Below are 16,094 nucleotides of genomic sequence, written 5' to 3'. Positions count from 1 at the left end.
TGGTTGTCGGGAAAGCGGCGGCGTATCAGAATGAGATGGCTGCCGCGTCGTAACATCGACTCGACGGGGAAACGCCCACCTCGGTAGCAAGCATACTATACCGTCGACCTTGTGGTTGGCGCCCCCGACCTCCTTGATTTCGCACCGGAGCCGTATGCCCGATTTGACCGGAAAAATCGCCGTCGTGACCGGCTCGTCCAGCGGAATTGGCCGAGCGATTGCGCTTCGTCTGGCTGCCAGCGGCGCCAAAGTCGTCGTGCATGCCGGGCGAAATCAGGCCGGGGCCGACTCGGTTTGTGACGAGATTCTCCGATTGGGGGGAGAGTCACAGGCGTTGGTTTGTGATTTCCGAGATCGAGATGCGCGGCTACGGTTTGTCGCCGCCGCATGGGAGATTTGGGGCGGAGTTGACTATTGGGTCAACAATGCCGGCGCCGACGTGCTGACCGGCGCCAATCGAGAGCTGACATTTTCGGAAAAACTGCAGCTTCTTTGGCAGGTCGATGTCGAAGCGACGATCGAGCTGTCGCGCGAAATCGGCCGCCGGCTGAGAGATTCGCAGCGCGACGCCGCGGCGATTGTAAACATCGGCTGGGATCAATCCGAACGCGGCATGGAAGGAGACAGCGGAGAGATGTTTGCGACGACCAAGTCCGCGATCACCGCGTTCAGCCGCAGTCTGGCGCGCACGCTCGCGCCGCAGGTCCGCGTCAACGTGGTTGCGCCTGGTTGGATCAAAACGTCCTGGGGCGAAACGGCGAGCGAAATTTGGAGCCAGCGCGCGATCGCCGAGTCGCTGCTGCAGCGCTGGGGAACGCCGGCCGACATCGCCGCGGCGGTCGAGTTTCTCGTTTCGCCCGACAGCGCGTTTATCACCGGACATGTCTTGCCGGTCAACGGCGGCCTGAATCATGCGCACCTCCAACAGCGGACCGAATGATGTCGACGCCGCAAATTCACTTTGTCACGGGGCGCTTGGCCGAGCCGGCGCTGCGGGCGATTTTGGCCGATCTTGCGCCGCGGATCGGTTTTCAATACACGGTGCAGACGATGAACATCACCGTCGCCGCGCTAATGACGGCCGATTGGGTCGCCGCGCGGATCGATGTGCCGATCGGCGCGACTCTGGTGATGGTGACCGGATATTGCCTGGGAGATCTCGCCGTAATCGCCGCTCAGACCGGCGTGCCTGTTGAGCGGGGCCCGAAAGATTTGCGGCTGCTGCCGGCTTACTTTGGCGAAAGCAATCGCGGCGACGACTACGGCGGCTATGACATTCAAATCGTCGCCGAGATCAATCACGCCGCCAGTTTTTCGCTCGACGATCTGCGCGCCGAAGGACTTCGACTGGCGCGTGACGGGGCCGATCTGATCGATGTCGGGTGCGATCCCGGCGCTACTTGGACCGGCGTCGCGGAAGCGGTGAAAACCTTGCGCGACGCGGGACTGCGCGTCTCGATCGATAGTCTGAACCCGCAGGAGATCTCCGCCGCGGTCGCCGCCGGCGCCGAGTTGGTGTTGTCGGTGAACTCCAGCAACGTGGCGCAGGCGGCCGATTGGGGCTGTGAAGTGGTGGTTATTCCGGACGATCCCAAAACGTTGGCTGGGATGGACGCGACGATCGCGCAGCTGCAAACGTCCGGCGTACCGTTTCGGATTGATCCCATCCTAGAGCCGATCTCGTTCGGATTTGCCGAGAGTTTGGCTCGCTATGTCGAAGTTCGCCGCCGCTATCCAGACGCCGAACTATTCATGGGAATCGGCAATCTGACCGAACTGACCGATGTCGACTCGGCCGGCGTCAACACGTTGCTGTTGGGCGTTTGTCAGGAACTGGGGGTTCGCGGCGTGCTAACGACCCAGGTGATCAACTGGGCCCGCAGCAGCGTCCGAGAATGCGATCTGGCGCGGCGTTTGATGCATTACGCGGTGACCAATCAGGTGTTGCCCAAACGGATCGAGCCGCAGTTGATCACGCTGCGGGATGATCGCGTCGTTTATGAAACGGCCGACGATTTAGCGCTGCTCGCGGCGACGATCAAAGATAACAACTATCGAGTCTTCGCCGACGGAGAAGATTTGCATTTGATCAGTCGCGACCTCCATCTGGTCGCGAGCGATCCGTTTCAATTGTTCGCGCAACTGCTAGAAACCGCGCCGACCAATGTCGATGCGTCGCACGCGTTCTATCTGGGCTTCGAGCTTTGCAAGGCGCTGACGGCGAACCAACTCAGCAAACAATACCGCCAAGATGAATCGCTCGACTGGGGCTATCTGACCCAGGCCGAGAAAATGCATCGTCTGACGCGCGGTAAAAACGTGGCGCGGGAGGAGCAGTCTTGAACGAGCCGGCGCCGGTGATCGTACCGCTCCCCAATTTTGAGATCGTCGCGGCGTGGGAAAAACTGCGCGCCGCGCCCCGCTGCTTGTTTCTTGATAGTGCGCTGCAACATGTGCGCCTGGGACGCTACAGCTTTCTGACCGCCGATCCTTGGCGTTGGATCGAAGGGAAGCCGGGAGAGACGCATCGCCTGGACGAGATTCGTGCGCTGCTTGGCCAGTTCAAAGTGCCGACGATCACCGGCTTGCCGCCGTTTCAAGGAGGCGCCGCCGGACTGTTCGGCTATGAGTTTGGCGCCGCGTTGGAAGGGATCGCGCCGGCTCTGCACGATGAGTTTGCGCTGCCGCAATTGGCGATCGGGTTCTACGACGTGGTCATCGGCGTCGATCACGTCAGCGGCGACGCGTGGCTAATTTCGCAAGGATTTCCTGAGACCGACCCGACCCAACGTCAGAGACGTGCGCAACAGCGAGCCGATCAGTTCCTCGGTTGGCTTGCGAAAGAGATGCCGGAGCAACCGCTCACGAAACGATGCGCAGCGCTGCCCCAGTCGCAATTAGCGCCGCAGTTCGCTACGCCATACGCAGAGATCACCAGCAGCTTTTCGCAAGCGGCGTATTTGGCTGCGGTCGAGCGCTCGGTCGAATACATCCGGGCCGGCGACATCTTTCAGGTCAATCTCTCGCAGCGATTATTGCATCGCGCGACAACCGACGCCGCGACGCTCTATCGCAGTTTGCGAACCTGTAACTCGGCGCCGTTCGCGTCGTACTTTGACATGGACGGGGTGACGCTGTTAAGCGCTTCGCCTGAGCGTTTCGTCCAGGTGCGCGGTCGCAAAGTCGAGACGCGACCGATCAAAGGAACCCGCTTGCGGAGCGGTCGCCCTGAGTGGGATATGTACTCTGGCGGCGAGTTGCTGGAGAGCGAAAAGGATCGCGCCGAAAATATGATGATTGTCGATCTGATGCGTAACGATTTGTCGCGCGTTTGCACCGACGAGAGCGTCGCCGTCACCGAGTTGTGCGTGTTGGAACAATACGCGACGGTGCAGCATTTGGTCTCGACGATTGTCGGAAAACTGCGAGAGGGGGTCGACCCAATCGACCTGTTGCCGGCGGCGTTTCCCGGCGGATCGATTACCGGCGCTCCGAAGATTCGCGCCATGCAGATCATCGCCGAGTTAGAGTCGACCGTGCGCGGCGCCTATTGCGGTTCGTTAGGGTACATTGGTTTGGATGGGGCGATCGATTTGAACATTTTGATCCGCACCGTCACGGCGGCCGGCGGTTGGTGGCAATTTCCGGTCGGCGGCGGACTGGTCGCGCAAAGCGATCCCCAACGCGAATACGAAGAAACCTGGCACAAAGCGGCCGGCATCCTGCGAGCGATCGCCGCACTTTCATGATCCTAGTCATCGACAACTACGATAGCTTCGTCAACAATCTGGCCCGGTATTTTCGCCTGTGGGGTCAAGAGACGGTGGTGGTCCGGAACGATGCGATCGATTTTGCGCAGATTCGTCACCTAAAACCGCAAGCGATCGTCTTGTCGCCTGGCCCGTGTACGCCGCAGGAAGCGGGGATCTCGGTCGAAGTCGTTGGCGAGTTTCTAGAAACCGTGCCGATCCTGGGCGTTTGTCTGGGGCATCAAGCAATCGCCGCGGCCTTGGGGGGGAAGATCGTTCGTTCCGCCGAGCCGATGCATGGGCGATCCTCGATCATTCGGCACGATCAAGATCCGCTGTTCGCCGGCATGCCGGACTCGATCCGGGTAGGACGTTATCACTCGCTCACGGTCGAGCCAAAATCGCTCCCCACGTCGCTCCGCACCATCGCCGCGGCCGAAGATCGCTCGATCATGGCGATTCGGCACCTCACGCGACCCGTTTACGGCTTGCAGTTTCATCCCGAGTCGATTCTGACCGAGCAAGGGTTTGCAATCATCGGCAATTTTTTGCAAAGCGCCGGCATCGCCGTCCAGCTGAAAAACGCCGCGACGGCGGATCAAACCGTCAGCACGTCCACGCCGATTCTCTCGCCTACCAACGTCCCTTTTTACTATTGAGATCGATCGATGGAACGTTTGGTGCTTGAAGGGCTGGTCACGACCATCGGCGGCGATGGTCAGGTGAACGTTGCGCCGATGGGACCGTTGGTCGATCGTCAATTTCGCAGCTTCGTGCTGCGGCCATTTCAAACATCGCGCACCTTTGAAAACCTGCGCCGTGGATCGCCGCTTGTCGTGCATGTGACCGACGATGTCGAGTTGTTGGCGGCCGCCGCCATCGGCGCGGCGACCGATGCGCTGATCGGCCCTACGACCCGCTGCTCGCAAACCGGCGGCGTGATCCTGCAGAACGCGTGTCGTTGGTATGCGCTGCAAGTGAAGCAGCTGGACGATGCGGCCGAGCGGGCCACGATCGAGTGCGACGTGGTCGCCGCCGGGCGCAAGCGGGACTTTTTTGGTCTGAACCGAGCGCTGCATGCCGTGGTCGAAGCGGCGATTCTAGCGACACGCGTCGACTTTCTCCCCCTTGCTGAGATCCAAGCCGATCTGCAGCGCCTGCAGCCGCTCGTGCAAAAAACAGGAGGCGCCGCCGAACAACGAGCGTTTCAGCAGATTTGCGACTATGTCGCCGCCGCCCAATCGCGAACCGGCGACTAACAGGTTTTTCTGAACGCCCCAGAAGCGTTACACTACAAGCATCTCCAATCCCCCACATCCCCACCCCGATCGAACATTGCTCGAAATCCGCACGCCAAGTCGACTTCACTTCGGACTATTGTCGTTTGGCAATCCGTCTGTCGCGGCGTACGGCGGATGCGGCGTGATGATCCAGCAGCCGGCGCTTCATCTGACCGTTGATCCAGCCGAACATTTTTCTGCACAAGGCGTCGCGGCGACTCGTATTCGGGAATTCGCCGAACGCTGGAGTCGCGCTCGTCAGCGACCGCTGCCGGCGGTGACGATTCGGACCAAGCACACGCCGCGGCAACACGTGGGGCTGGGTCTGGGGACGCAGTTGGGGTTGGGAGTCGCGACCCTGTTGAACTGCGCAAGTCAGATCGGGCCGGAATCAATTGAGTCGCTCGCCGCTGCGGTCGGTCGCGGCGCTCGCTCGGCGGTCGGCTGTTATGGATTTCGCCAAGGAGGTTTCATCGCCGAACGCGGCGTCGAAACGCCGGGGCGACTTTCGCCGCTGCAGTCGCGTACAAATTTTCCGGCCGACTGGATCTTTCTGCTCGTCTTTCAGGCGAAACGCAGCGGCATCTCGGGCAATGCTGAGACCACCGCGTTTCGCCAACTGCCGCCGGTGCCGCTTGATGTCACGAACCAACTGAAGCGAATACTCTATGACGAGATGACGCCGGCGCTGCAAGCGGCCGATTACGATCACTTTTCGGACGGTCTGTTTCGCTATGGGGAACTCGCCGGCAACTGTTTCGTAAAAGTGCAGGGGGGCGCCTATCTCAATCAGCTCAGCCAACGCACCGTCGACGCGCTGCAACAGTTTGGGGTGCGCGGCGTCGGCCAAAGTTCGTGGGGGCCGACCATCTTCGGCTTGTGTTGCAACCGCCAACAGGCCGAAGCGGCCCGCGATTATCTGCACGAAACGCTCCCCGGGGAAGCGCTGGAAATGGAGATCACCGCCGCCGACAATCGCGGCGCTCGCCTGATCGCCGATACGGATTGCGATTGGCATAACGCCGTACAGAACTTCAGCGCAACGCTGGGATAGCGAAAAAGGGGCGCAGACCTGACCCCATTTTTCGCTCTTGCCGCGATTCTCTCGTCCTGAACCTGATCGTCGTCGCTGATGTCCTGCTGGCGCGAACGCCGCTGCGGCGTAAAATCAACGGCTCCAATCACTCACCCATTTCTCTGCGATACTTCGAGGATATCCCCCCATGCCCAATTTGGGAGTCAATATTGACCACGTCGCGACCGTGCGCCAGGCCCGCCAGACGAACGAGCCTGATCCGGTTTGGGCGGCCGCTTTGGCCGAGATGGGCGGCGCCGACTGCATCACGCTGCATCTGCGCGAGGATCGACGGCATATCCAGGACCGCGATCTGCGAATCATCCGCGAAACGGCCAAAGTGAAAGTCAATCTTGAGCTGGCCACCGCCGAAGAAGTGCTGAAGATCGCTTGTGAAGTGAAGCCCGACCAAGTCACCTTGGTCCCGGAAAAGCGGGAAGAAGTAACGACCGAAGGGGGGCTCGATCTGCTGCGCCAGCCCGAGAAGGTGAAAGCGGCGATCGAGCGACTGCAAGACGCCGGCATCGCCGTCAGTCTATTTCTCGATCCCGAACCGGCCCAATTGCTGATGGCGAAAAAGCTGGGCGCGACGGCGGTGGAACTGCATACGGGGCAATTTGCCCTCACTCGTGGGGACGCCCAGCTGGCTGAAATCGAAAAATTGACCCAAGCGGGCCAACAAATTTGCGAACTGGGATTGGAATTGCTGGCCGGTCACGGTTTGACCTATTCCAACGTGCTGCCGATTGCGGCTATTCCAAAGATGAGCGAGCTAAACATTGGCCACAGCATTATCGCCCGATCGATCATGGTGGGCCTGCAGCAAGCGGTTCGCGATATGAAACAATTGATCGCCGGGTAGGAAGCAAGAAAAGAATGGAACACGGAGATCACAGAAAGACACGGCAGGAAAATGCCCCTTAGATCGAGTGCAGCAACCGCCAAACGCCGGCCTGGCGATTTCGCCGTAGACTACTGGAGACAATCCGTGGCCGCCGTGTTCCATTCTTCTTCGCAGGGCCGAAACACTCCCCCCGGTTGTCGAATTGGCCGGCTTGCACCATATTTGTAGCACGTTTTTTTCTGGTTCCCGTCGGTATCGGTGATGAGTTATGTCGCGAAAAGGTTCTGAATTTGCTGGCGTTTGGGTCGCCATTGTCACTCCGTTCAAGGACGGCAATGTCGACTATGAATGCTTGAAACAGCAAGTCGATTTTCAAATCGCGGCAGGCGTCACCGGACTTTGTCCGGTCGGCACTACCGGCGAATCTCCGACCCTCTCGCACGCCGAGCACGAGCGGGTGATCAGCTCGGTCATCGAAACCGCCGCGGGTCGCGTGAAGGTGATGCCAGGCACCGGGTCCAACAGCACGTCCGAGGCGCTGCGGCTGACCAAGTGGGCCGCCAAAGAAGGCGCCGACGCGGCGCTGATGGTCGCGCCCTACTACAACAAGCCGACGCAGCGCGGCTTCTACGAACATTTCAAAGCAGTCGCCGAAGCGGTCGACGTGCCGATCTGCGTTTACAATATTCCGGGTCGCGCCGGCAAGAATATTGAGCCGGAGACGATCGCCCAGTTGGGCGAGCTGGAAAACATCCAGATGGTCAAAGATGCGACCGGTTCGCTCGACCAAACGTCGCAAGTGTTGGAACGAACCAATCTGACCGTGCTGAGCGGCGACGATAGCCTGACGATCCCGATGATGTCGGTCGGCGGCGGCGGGGTGATCTCGGTCGTCGGCAACATCGTGCCGCAAGATATGATCGCGATGGTCGCCGCGATGAACGCCGGCGATCTGGCCGAGGCGCAAAAGCGACACTTCCAACTCTTTGGACTATGCCGCGAGATGCTCGGTCTCGCGACCAATCCGATTCCGATCAAAGCGGCGATGAAGATGCTGGGCCGCGATACCGGCGAACTGCGCCTGCCGATGACCCCGCTCGAACCAAGCGAAGAAGCTCAGCTACGCGCGACTTTGACCAAATACGGGTTGCTGTAATCCGACCAGTAAGACGCCACCTTGGCGCCAAGCCGAGAACCGTGACACGAGCCCGCAGCGCCAGCGAGGGAATGCGGTTAGCGATTTAGACACGGATTGAAGTAACCAACCGCTTTCCCTCGCTGGCGCCACGGGCTCGTGGCCAATCGGCTCGACAACACGTAACCACAGAACGCGACTCCAATGCCGTCGGTTCTTTATCTTTGCGAATACGCGACGCTCAACGGCGGCGAGAACTCGCTCCTCTCAATCCTGCCGCACGTGATCTCAAGCGGATGGCGACCGACGATTCTTGGCCCCTCCGGCGGCGAACTATCGACTGCAATCCGAGCCGCCGGCGCAGCGTACCAAGCGTGGGACTTGGTCGACTCGCAAGGTCGCAAACGTCCGCTCGAACCACTGCGAGCCGAACTTGCCGAACATATAGATCGCCGGCGGCCGGACGTCGTGCATGCGAATAGTCTCTCGATGAGTCGCATCCTGGGGCCGATCGCGACGCCGCCGCAGGTCGTCAAATTGGGACACTTGCGCGACATCCTTAAGCTGAATCGGCGCGTGCTGGATGACTTGAATCAGCTGCACGCGCGGATCGCAGTTTCGCAGGCGACGCGCGATTTTCATGTGGCGCAAGGTCTGACCGCAACGTCGTCCCACGTCATCTACAACGGCGTCGACAAGTCGCAGTTCTTTCCGGCGGCGGCAACCCACTTTTTGCATGCCGAGCTGGGCTTGCCGCCAGAGACCCGTCTGTTGGCGACGATTGGTCAGATCGGCATGCGAAAAGGTGTCGACGCGGCGCTGCGCGCGTTCGCCCAAGTCCGCATCGCACACCGCGATGCGCATCTGCTGATCGTGGGGGAGCGTTTCTCGCAGAAGGACGAAGCGATCCAGTACGAAGCGTCGCTGCATCAGTATGTCGCCGACAACCAACTTGCCGACGCCGTGTCGTTTCTCGAATTTCGGTCCGATGTGGCGGCGGTCCTGCGCGAGTTGACGATGTTGGTGCACGCCGCTCGGCAGGAACCGCTCGGACGCGTCTTGCTGGAAGCGGCGGCGACGGCTTTGCCGGTTGTAGCGACCGACGTGGGAGGCACGCGGGAGATCTTCTCCCACGAGTCGGCCGAAATCACGCCGGTCGACGATGTCGAGGCGCTGGCCGCCGCGATAACAAGAGTTCTGGCCAACGACGATTATCGCAGCCAACTTCGCGGGAAATCGCATCGGCGCAGTCAAAAGTTCGAACCGTCGCACTCTGCGGCGGAGATTTTGCGTCTCTATGACGACCTGTTATCACGGTCGTAGCGGTTGCGCCGAGCGGGTTGCAGTCGGCGATGATTTTTCTGAGAAAGGAGCTGCAAACTGAGCTAAAGTTTGGAAGGCCCGCTTGGGGCATTCGCCTACTCGTCTTACCGGCTGGAATGTTAGCCATGAACGTATCTTGTCGCGAACTTGCTGATCGCATCCAAAATTTGCAACCGAGCGCCGACCTCCAAGATGTCGCCAGACTTTGTCTGTTGTTGTCGAACTCGGTAAAGGACACGCAGGTTCTGGCCAGCGAAGAGTTGCTCACGACCGTCTGGAAAGAAGTGGGGCTCAAGCTCCAAGCGGCGACCGACCAGCATGCGGCGATGACCGCCGAGCTGGAAGAACTGTCCTGCTCAGATCCGCGCGGTTTTACGCCGGATCAAGTCTGGGTGTTGATTCGCGCGATCAAAGTGCAAAGCCAGATCTTGCAGTTGTACGTCGGCCAACCGGCGCTCAACGTGTAACGGTGCGATTGTAAAAAAACCGCAGACACTGCCCGTTGCGTCCGCCAGGGAACGCGTTCGGGTATGTCGTTTAAATTCAAATCGAATGCCGGGGCCATGCTCTTACGTCGTGGTCAGTCGCCCAACAACAAAATCGCGACCGACATGTAGATCACGATCCCTAGAAAGTCGATGATGCCGGCGACGAAGGGGTTGCTCATCAGCGCCGGGTCGAGATTGATGCTCTTAAATAGCAGCGGAAGGGACGAACCGACCGTCGTGCCGGCGATGACCACGGCTAACACGGTGATGGGAACGACCAGCGCCGCAAAAGCGGACGGCGCTTCTGTAAAAGCGATCCCATAGCCCAGAATGCTGAGCAAGCTGCCTAAGATCAGCCCCATCAAGATCTCGCGGCGAACGACCATGAACCAGTCGCGGGCCGTTAAATCTCCTTTGTTCAGCGCCATGATAATCAACGTCGCCGATTGATTTCCGGTATTGCCGCCGGTCGAAATCACGAGCGGAATGAAGGGGACGAGCCAGGCGAACTTGTTCAGTTCTTCCTGAAAATGGCCGAGCGCCATCGACGTGAACAAGGCGCCGATAAACAGGATGATCAGCCAGACTCCCCGTTTCCAGCTGAGAGTGATGATCGGCGTTTGCAGGTAGGAGTCTTCGAGCGGTTCGACCGCCGCCGCGCGATACGCGTCTTCTTCCGCTTCTTCCAGCACGACGTCAAGAATATCATCGTGCGTAATGATCCCGACCAGCTGCAACGTGTCGTCCACGACGGGGATCGCCAACAAGTCGTAGTCGGCCATCTTCCGCAAGACTTCTTCCTGGTCTTCGGTCACCTGGCAGTGGATCACCTCAGGCTCCATCAGTTCCGACAGCTTGCGATCCGATTTGCCCAGCGACGAAACCAGTTGCCGCGTCGAAACGACTCCATGCAGTCGATCGTTCTCGTCGACGATGTAGATGTAGTAGACCGTCTCTAGATGTTCGGCCTGCCGCGTCAGCTCTTCCAGCGCCTGACGGACCGTCAGGTCTTCGCTGAGCCGAGCGACTTCGGTGGTCATGATCGCGCCGGCGGTCCCCTCCGGATGTCCCGAGAGACGCTGGAAATCGCGTCGTTCTTCAAGCGGCAAGAGCGAGAGAATGACGGTTACCGCTTCCTCGTCGACGCCTGACAGCAAGTCGACGCGATCATCCGCCGACATGCAAGCGATCATCTCGGCGACCTCCGCCGGATCGCGAGACTCGATGATCTCGACCTGGAACGGATGCTCGAAGTAAGCGAAAATTTCGCTCTGAAGTTGGGTATCGGCATGCCGCAGGACGTTCCAAACCTCGTCGATCGTCAACGCTTCCATGAACTCGGCGGTCCGAGCCGGGTGCAGCGCAGTACAGAACTCGAGCAGCCCTTGGTGGTCGTTTTCGGCCAACATTTCGCGGAGTTCAGGTAGATAGAGTACGTTCATCATGGCGCAATTTCATCGTGGAACGGTTTCGCGGAACTACCAATCTAACTTCCCTTGTCAGGTTCGGTTACCCTCTGGGACGCCAAAAAAGAAGGGAAGATCTTCATAATGGTCAACATCAATCGCCGTTGACGCTATCATGCTGGACAACTAGACTGGCGGTGCTGATAGCATACATATCGCGTTCTCTGCGTTCCGCCCACGATTCGGGAACGAATTCGGCGTCGTGGTCGCAACGGAGGAAACGCTAAACTGGCGAACAATAGGTCCGCAATGAGCGAATCTTCCGAAGCGCCGAGCCAATTGGACGACCCCATTTCGCGATGTGAGGTCCGTATTGGTTACGAGTTTCAAGAAAAATCACTTCTAAAATCTGCTTTAACCCATGCTTCGGGCGCAAGTCACCGCCTGGAAAGCAATGAGCGGCTCGAGTTTCTCGGGGACGCCATTCTGGGGCGCGTCGTCTGCGAAGCCTTGTTTCACAGTTTTCCTCACTTTCTTGAGGGAGATCTGACCAGGATCAAATCGGTCGTCGTCAGCCGCTTGACCTGCGCCAAGCTAAGCCGCGTCTTGGGGTTGGAAGAGTTTCTTATCGTCGGCAAAGGGATGTCGTCCAGCCCTTCGGTTCCTCCCTCGCTGTTGGCGGACGTCTTTGAAGCGATCATCGCCGCGATCTATTTGGATGGCGGCCCCAAGCCGGCCGAAGATTTTGTCTTACGCAATCTAGAAGACGAAATCGAGTTAGCCGTCTCCGGCGAGGCCGGCGCCAATTTCAAGTCGGCCCTGCAGCAATACGCCCAGCGCGAGCATGGCGCTACCCCCAACTACTTGCTGCTGGACGAAAAAGGCCCAGACCATAGCAAGTGCTTTCAGGTCGCCGCCCAAGTCGCCGGTATCCGATATGTCGCCGCGTGGGGACGGAACAAAAAGGAAGCCGAGCAGCGCGCCGCCCAAAACGCACTATGCGAAATCGAAGGTCGTCCGGCCGAGCATCTGGCCGAGTAAGCCAACGGCGAACGCGTTCAAGTCAAACGCCGTCACACGAGTGTTCTGTCATGTGACGCAACACTAGCCCGCTGCGCGAGCGAGGGAATCCGCTTGGCGCTACCAACACGGATGGAAGTAGCGACCGCATTCCCTCGCTGGCGCTGCGGGCTAGTGTCGCATCGGTTCGAAATAGCCAACTTCAATGAATGAAAGCCGCGTCATGACGCGCTCTGTCGCACTCCTCTCTGGCGATCTCGACGGCGCTGTCGCCGCCGCGTTGATCCAGACGCAAGGGGTGCAAGTCTTTGGGCTGGCCTTTGCGACGCAGTTTTCGCCGGTCGCCGATGCGGCGCGCCGCTCGGCCGATCAGTTGCAGATTCCGCTGCGAGTCGTCCAGCCTTCGCCTACCGAGTACCTGCAGTTGATCGCGCGGCCGCGGTTCGGGTACGGCAAAGGCGCTAATCCGTGCGGCGACTGCCGTTTGGCGATGCTGGCCGCGGCGGTCGAATATCTCACCGAATTGGAGGCCCAGTTTGTCGTTACCGGCGAAGTGCTGGGGCAAAAGATGATGGGCCAAAAGCGATCCCATCTCGAAATGATGGAGCATCACGCCGGCATCCCTGGGCGATTGGTTCGGCCCCTCTCGGCGCAACTTCTTACGCCCACGCTGCCAGAGACAGAGGGGCTGATCGACCGCAGTCAGTTGTTGGCGATCCATGGAAGCGGCCGCCGTCAGATTCGCGCTTTGGGCCAGCGGTTTGGCCTGACCGGCAGCGAAAAAGGCGCCGCGCGCTGTCGTCTGGTCGATCCGGCGTATGGGCGGCGGTTGCGCACGGCGCTGGTCTCTCGGCTGCCGGCCGCTTGGCTGTTGCCGGGGCTGTTCGAGATCCGCCAACACCAGTGGAGCGAAGATCGCGGCCTGATCTTGCTGGGACGAAACCAAGACGAGAACGACCGACTGGGCCAACTATTTCTCGCGTTGCCGGCCGATCCCACCATCTTGTTAGCGACGCCGATCGGCTTTCATGGACCTACGGTTTTGTCCGTAGGTTTAAGCTTTGCGGAAGCCGAGCCAAAGATCGCGGGCGAATTGCGCAAAAAAGGATTCCCTGCCGAAGTGGGAGAACGACTAGCGCTATCCGATAAATCGAACGATTGGGTGATGCGGCTCGTCAGGGAGTCGCCGGTTTAGCGCATAATCGCCATTTAGGGCTGCGGAAGGGCGCAAAGTGAGGGGGAGCCCGTCAATTGCGTACTAGATTTGAGCAGTTGAATGATTTCATCTTTTCCCCCACTTGGTCGACATAATGCAGACCGATATTTCCAACACGCAATCACTCGCGGGACTCCGCATTTTGATCGCCGAAGATGACGACTTGAATCGTCAACTGTTGGAGATCATTTTGACAGGCGCCGGCGCCGAAGTGACGCAAGTTTGCGATGGGGAAGCGGCGACGGCGATCTTTCATCCCAATCGGTTTGATCTGGCGATTCTGGACCTGCGAATGCCGCGGCAAGATGGCATGACGACCTTGGCTGAAATTCGTCGGCTCGACGAGCAATTTCCGGTCGCCGCGTTGACCGCGTGCGCTCGTCGAGAAGACCGGCTCGCTTGTCAGGCGGCTGGATTCCAACTGTTTCTGACCAAGCCGATCCTTCCCGGCGACCTGGTGATCGCGCTCATCGAACTCGCGGAAACGCGAGCCGTTGATTCGGTCGCCTAACGCTTATCGCAGGGTAATCGCCTGACGTAGCGGCTCCAGAATATTCTGGATGACGTACTCGTCCATGATCCGTGCGGCGGCCGCGTGCAAGCCATCCATCGCGTCAACGTAGGTATTGCCCGGATCGAGACTGCCATAGTTGCGGAGCGTCAGGTAGACGCTTAACTGCTCTTCCGGAAATTCTCCGGTCCGTACGTGATAGGCGCTGGTTCTAGTTTCGATACTGATTCGACACTGAATGCGGCACTCGTCATCCAGCGCGATCTGAATCGACGGTTCGCAGCTGACCAGGCGGCTGTTCTCCAATCGCCCTAGCTTTTCAAACGCCGGCGACAGACCCAGCGCTTCGGCGACCAATTGGTTGTGATTGCCGCGATAGGTGAAATCAAACCCATACATCAAGTTGAGCGATTCGCAATCCAGCGGGCTGACCGACAGCAGATAGGGGGCCAGTTCTAGGATAAAACGATGTTGCTCGATCGCGTCTTCCAGGTTCTCGATGTTGACGCAGCCCGAGAGGACGCGCTTCATCTCGACCGAGGCCCAGCGATAGCTTCCCTGGTCTTTGTCCTCTTCGAGAACAAATTCAGAACGTTCGCGCGCATAGAAGTTCCGCATCAGTGGATACTTCTTGCGGATCTGTTCAAAAAAGTGGAGCACCGCATCGCGGCCGCTCGGGAGGTCCATCTCAGTATTGAGATTCATGTTGACATAGAAGTCGTCACTCAGCGATCGGTAGCCGGCCATCCGTATTTCCTTCTCGAGCGCTAGAGATTCTCGGATAAACTAGAAAGTTCGTTCATCCGCCTGAGCCTTAGTATATATCCCTGCCGTTTTAGGGAAAGTCCGACATGTACCCGCAAAACCGCCGAAGCACGATGATTGGCCCGCTTTCGCCGACGATTTTCACAATTTCCAGCGACTTGGGACCGCTCGAGATCGAGCTGCGAGGAGATGTGGTCTACCGCTTAAGCTTCTCCACGACCAAGAACCGGAGCCCGCGAACGGTTTCGCTTGCTCCTTTGCAACAAAAAATCGTCGATCTATTGCAGCAATACGCCGCCGGAGAACCTGTCGATCTTGCATCGATCGCGATCGATCTGACCGGCTTCACTCCCTTCGCGACGCGCGTTTATCAACAGTGCCGCAAAATTCCCCTCGGCACAACGCTCAGTTATGGACAGCTCGCCGCACGGGCCGGTTCGCCCGCCGCTGCTAGAGCCGTCGGCGGCGCGATGGCCCGCAATCGGATTCCCCTCTTGATCCCATGTCATCGCGTGGTCGCAAGCACCGGCAAGCTGCACGGGTTCTCAGCGCCGCAAGGATTGAAGTTGAAAGATCGCCTACTGCGGTTGGAACATGCGACGTTTACATGACCAGGAATCCGATCAGCCATCAAACCGCTTGGCCGCAGGAAATCAAATTGCATTTGCACCCCGGCGTTGGTTAACCCCGATTGGTTAAACCGATTGCAGGCGGCGCTTTTCACAACCGAGAGAGTCGCTGCGAAAATTGAAATCACCAACCAAACAGGCGAGCTCGCCACGATTTCGGTGGGAGCGGCTGCATCATTTCTGTTAGCGAACTCGGGCACTTGCGTTTTCCTGATGCAACTGCGGTAACAATCGAATGCACGTTCCGGGTCACTTGATCTTCCGCGTCAAGACGCAGCGCGTGTTCGATTGTCACTCTCGCTTCGGCAATGCCGCCGCTTCGCAGTTGAACGACGGCCAAGTCGCCAAGCAATTCAACATCGTCGGGATTGATGATTACCGCTCTCGTCGTCGCATCGAGGGCGACAGATAAGTCGCCGCTGGTCAAGCTGACGCCCCCTGTTCCTTCAACATGATCGTTTCCTCCGGCGCTAGTTCGACGGCGTCGGTGGGTTGCGCAAGCGGCGATGTTGTTCAAAATTGGTTGAGCGTAACTCGCTTGCTCCACCCACCCTACGGTCCTAGCCGGCTGTGCCCTTGGATAGGCGTATCGAAATCAGCCGCACGGCGTTAGCCGCGGTTTCTGACAGCAGCGCATTGTCGACGGAAAATTA

The 16,094-nt window shown here is 59.0% G+C and carries 17 protein-coding genes; 15 read left to right on the top strand and 2 right to left on the bottom strand.

The annotated features are described in order from the left end of the window. The first annotated feature begins 154 nt into the window (after window positions 1-154). The 10 genes from DSM3645_RS16125 to DSM3645_RS16080 all read left to right on the top strand — a co-directional run bounded on the left by DSM3645_RS16125 (window position 155) and on the right by DSM3645_RS16080 (window position 9,873). A complete protein-coding gene (locus DSM3645_RS16125; protein ID WP_002653300.1) occupies window positions 155-940 on the top strand; it encodes an SDR family NAD(P)-dependent oxidoreductase in 786 nt (261 codons plus the stop codon). Further along, the gene (locus DSM3645_RS16120; RefSeq protein WP_002653299.1) at window positions 937-2,343 is read left to right on the top strand and encodes a DUF6513 domain-containing protein; all 1,407 of its coding nucleotides are present in this window, start codon (window positions 937-939) and stop codon (window positions 2,341-2,343) included. Before DSM3645_RS16125 ends, DSM3645_RS16120 begins: the two co-directional genes overlap by 4 nt. Continuing rightward, on the top strand, window positions 2,340-3,749 hold the full coding sequence (gene pabB, locus DSM3645_RS16115) for an aminodeoxychorismate synthase component I (RefSeq protein ID WP_002653298.1): 1,410 nt from the start codon (window positions 2,340-2,342) through the stop codon (window positions 3,747-3,749). Before DSM3645_RS16120 ends, pabB begins: the two co-directional genes overlap by 4 nt. After that, window positions 3,746-4,408: an anthranilate synthase component II gene (locus DSM3645_RS16110; RefSeq protein ID WP_002653297.1), complete on the top strand. Its 663-nt coding sequence runs from the start codon at window positions 3,746-3,748 to the stop codon at window positions 4,406-4,408. The genes pabB and DSM3645_RS16110 overlap by 4 nt, the downstream gene beginning before the upstream one ends. A gap of 9 nt (window positions 4,409-4,417) precedes the next feature. Next, window positions 4,418-5,008, top strand: a complete 591-nt coding sequence (locus DSM3645_RS16105) for a DUF447 domain-containing protein (protein ID WP_002653296.1) — start codon at window positions 4,418-4,420, stop codon at window positions 5,006-5,008. A gap of 76 nt (window positions 5,009-5,084) precedes the next feature. After that, a complete protein-coding gene (locus DSM3645_RS28475) occupies window positions 5,085-6,083 on the top strand; it encodes a hypothetical protein (RefSeq protein ID WP_002653295.1) in 999 nt (332 codons plus the stop codon). A gap of 169 nt (window positions 6,084-6,252) precedes the next feature. After that, the gene (locus DSM3645_RS16095) at window positions 6,253-6,966 is read left to right on the top strand and encodes a pyridoxine 5'-phosphate synthase (protein ID WP_002653294.1); all 714 of its coding nucleotides are present in this window, start codon (window positions 6,253-6,255) and stop codon (window positions 6,964-6,966) included. A gap of 250 nt (window positions 6,967-7,216) precedes the next feature. Then, window positions 7,217-8,104, top strand: coding sequence for a 4-hydroxy-tetrahydrodipicolinate synthase (dapA, locus tag DSM3645_RS16090; protein WP_002653293.1), 888 nt, complete (start codon window positions 7,217-7,219; stop codon window positions 8,102-8,104). Window positions 8,105-8,287: 183 nt separating this feature from the next. Further along, window positions 8,288-9,406 (top strand): glycosyltransferase family 4 protein, encoded by a 1,119-nt coding sequence (locus tag DSM3645_RS16085; protein ID WP_002653292.1) that lies wholly within the window; start codon window positions 8,288-8,290, stop codon window positions 9,404-9,406. A 125-nt stretch (window positions 9,407-9,531) separates the two neighbouring features. Next, the gene (locus tag DSM3645_RS16080; protein ID WP_002653291.1) at window positions 9,532-9,873 is read left to right on the top strand and encodes a hypothetical protein; all 342 of its coding nucleotides are present in this window, start codon (window positions 9,532-9,534) and stop codon (window positions 9,871-9,873) included. Window positions 9,874-9,986: 113 nt separating this feature from the next. Here DSM3645_RS16080 and mgtE read toward each other — a convergent pair whose 3' ends face one another. After that, window positions 9,987-11,339, bottom strand: coding sequence for a magnesium transporter (gene mgtE, locus DSM3645_RS16075; protein ID WP_002653290.1), 1,353 nt, complete (start codon window positions 11,337-11,339; stop codon window positions 9,987-9,989). A 270-nt stretch (window positions 11,340-11,609) separates the two neighbouring features. On the opposite strand from mgtE, the gene rnc reads away from it, so the two are divergent. From rnc to DSM3645_RS16060, 3 genes are all read left to right on the top strand, one after another. Then, complete coding sequence (rnc, locus tag DSM3645_RS16070; protein ID WP_002653289.1) at window positions 11,610-12,341, top strand: ribonuclease III; 732 nt, start codon at window positions 11,610-11,612, stop codon at window positions 12,339-12,341. A gap of 202 nt (window positions 12,342-12,543) precedes the next feature. Then, the gene (locus tag DSM3645_RS28470; RefSeq protein ID WP_131282626.1) at window positions 12,544-13,515 is read left to right on the top strand and encodes a hypothetical protein; all 972 of its coding nucleotides are present in this window, start codon (window positions 12,544-12,546) and stop codon (window positions 13,513-13,515) included. A gap of 115 nt (window positions 13,516-13,630) precedes the next feature. Continuing rightward, window positions 13,631-14,047 (top strand): response regulator, encoded by a 417-nt coding sequence (locus tag DSM3645_RS16060; protein WP_002653287.1) that lies wholly within the window; start codon window positions 13,631-13,633, stop codon window positions 14,045-14,047. Window positions 14,048-14,050: 3 nt separating this feature from the next. Here DSM3645_RS16060 and DSM3645_RS16055 read toward each other — a convergent pair whose 3' ends face one another. Then, a complete protein-coding gene (locus DSM3645_RS16055) occupies window positions 14,051-14,794 on the bottom strand; it encodes a hypothetical protein (protein WP_002653286.1) in 744 nt (247 codons plus the stop codon). A gap of 104 nt (window positions 14,795-14,898) precedes the next feature. Here DSM3645_RS16055 and DSM3645_RS16050 point away from each other — a divergent pair, with 104 nt between their 5' ends. Both DSM3645_RS16050 and DSM3645_RS31385 read left to right on the top strand, forming a co-directional pair. Continuing rightward, window positions 14,899-15,423, top strand: a complete 525-nt coding sequence (locus DSM3645_RS16050) for a methylated-DNA--[protein]-cysteine S-methyltransferase (protein ID WP_002653285.1) — start codon at window positions 14,899-14,901, stop codon at window positions 15,421-15,423. A 253-nt stretch (window positions 15,424-15,676) separates the two neighbouring features. Then, a complete protein-coding gene (locus DSM3645_RS31385; protein ID WP_237564830.1) occupies window positions 15,677-15,853 on the top strand; it encodes a hypothetical protein in 177 nt (58 codons plus the stop codon). Window positions 15,854-16,094 lie beyond the last annotated feature (241 nt).

This window comes from Blastopirellula marina DSM 3645, from assembly GCF_000153105.1.
GTDB lineage: Bacteria > Planctomycetota > Planctomycetia > Pirellulales > Pirellulaceae > Blastopirellula > Blastopirellula marina.
Note: the sequence above shows the minus strand (reverse complement) of the source record. Positions and strands in the feature narration are given on the sequence as shown.

Coding starts and splice junctions, on each gene's coding strand:
- DSM3645_RS16110 (WP_002653297.1), top strand. CDS start 3,746: ATGATCCTAGTCATCGACAACTACGATAGCTTCGTCAACAATCTGGCC.
- DSM3645_RS16120 (WP_002653299.1), top strand. CDS start 937: ATGATGTCGACGCCGCAAATTCACTTTGTCACGGGGCGCTTGGCCGAG.
- DSM3645_RS16060 (WP_002653287.1), top strand. CDS start 13,631: ATGCAGACCGATATTTCCAACACGCAATCACTCGCGGGACTCCGCATT.
- DSM3645_RS16080 (WP_002653291.1), top strand. CDS start 9,532: ATGAACGTATCTTGTCGCGAACTTGCTGATCGCATCCAAAATTTGCAA.
- DSM3645_RS16085 (WP_002653292.1), top strand. CDS start 8,288: ATGCCGTCGGTTCTTTATCTTTGCGAATACGCGACGCTCAACGGCGGC.
- DSM3645_RS16105 (WP_002653296.1), top strand. CDS start 4,418: ATGGAACGTTTGGTGCTTGAAGGGCTGGTCACGACCATCGGCGGCGAT.
- DSM3645_RS16095 (WP_002653294.1), top strand. CDS start 6,253: ATGCCCAATTTGGGAGTCAATATTGACCACGTCGCGACCGTGCGCCAG.
- DSM3645_RS16050 (WP_002653285.1), top strand. CDS start 14,899: ATGTACCCGCAAAACCGCCGAAGCACGATGATTGGCCCGCTTTCGCCG.
- dapA (WP_002653293.1), top strand. CDS start 7,217: ATGTCGCGAAAAGGTTCTGAATTTGCTGGCGTTTGGGTCGCCATTGTC.
- rnc (WP_002653289.1), top strand. CDS start 11,610: ATGAGCGAATCTTCCGAAGCGCCGAGCCAATTGGACGACCCCATTTCG.
- mgtE (WP_002653290.1), bottom strand. CDS start 11,339: ATGATGAACGTACTCTATCTACCTGAACTCCGCGAAATGTTGGCCGAA.
- DSM3645_RS31385 (WP_237564830.1), top strand. CDS start 15,677: ATGCACGTTCCGGGTCACTTGATCTTCCGCGTCAAGACGCAGCGCGTG.
- DSM3645_RS28470 (WP_131282626.1), top strand. CDS start 12,544: ATGACGCGCTCTGTCGCACTCCTCTCTGGCGATCTCGACGGCGCTGTC.
- DSM3645_RS16055 (WP_002653286.1), bottom strand. CDS start 14,794: ATGGCCGGCTACCGATCGCTGAGTGACGACTTCTATGTCAACATGAAT.
- DSM3645_RS16125 (WP_002653300.1), top strand. CDS start 155: ATGCCCGATTTGACCGGAAAAATCGCCGTCGTGACCGGCTCGTCCAGC.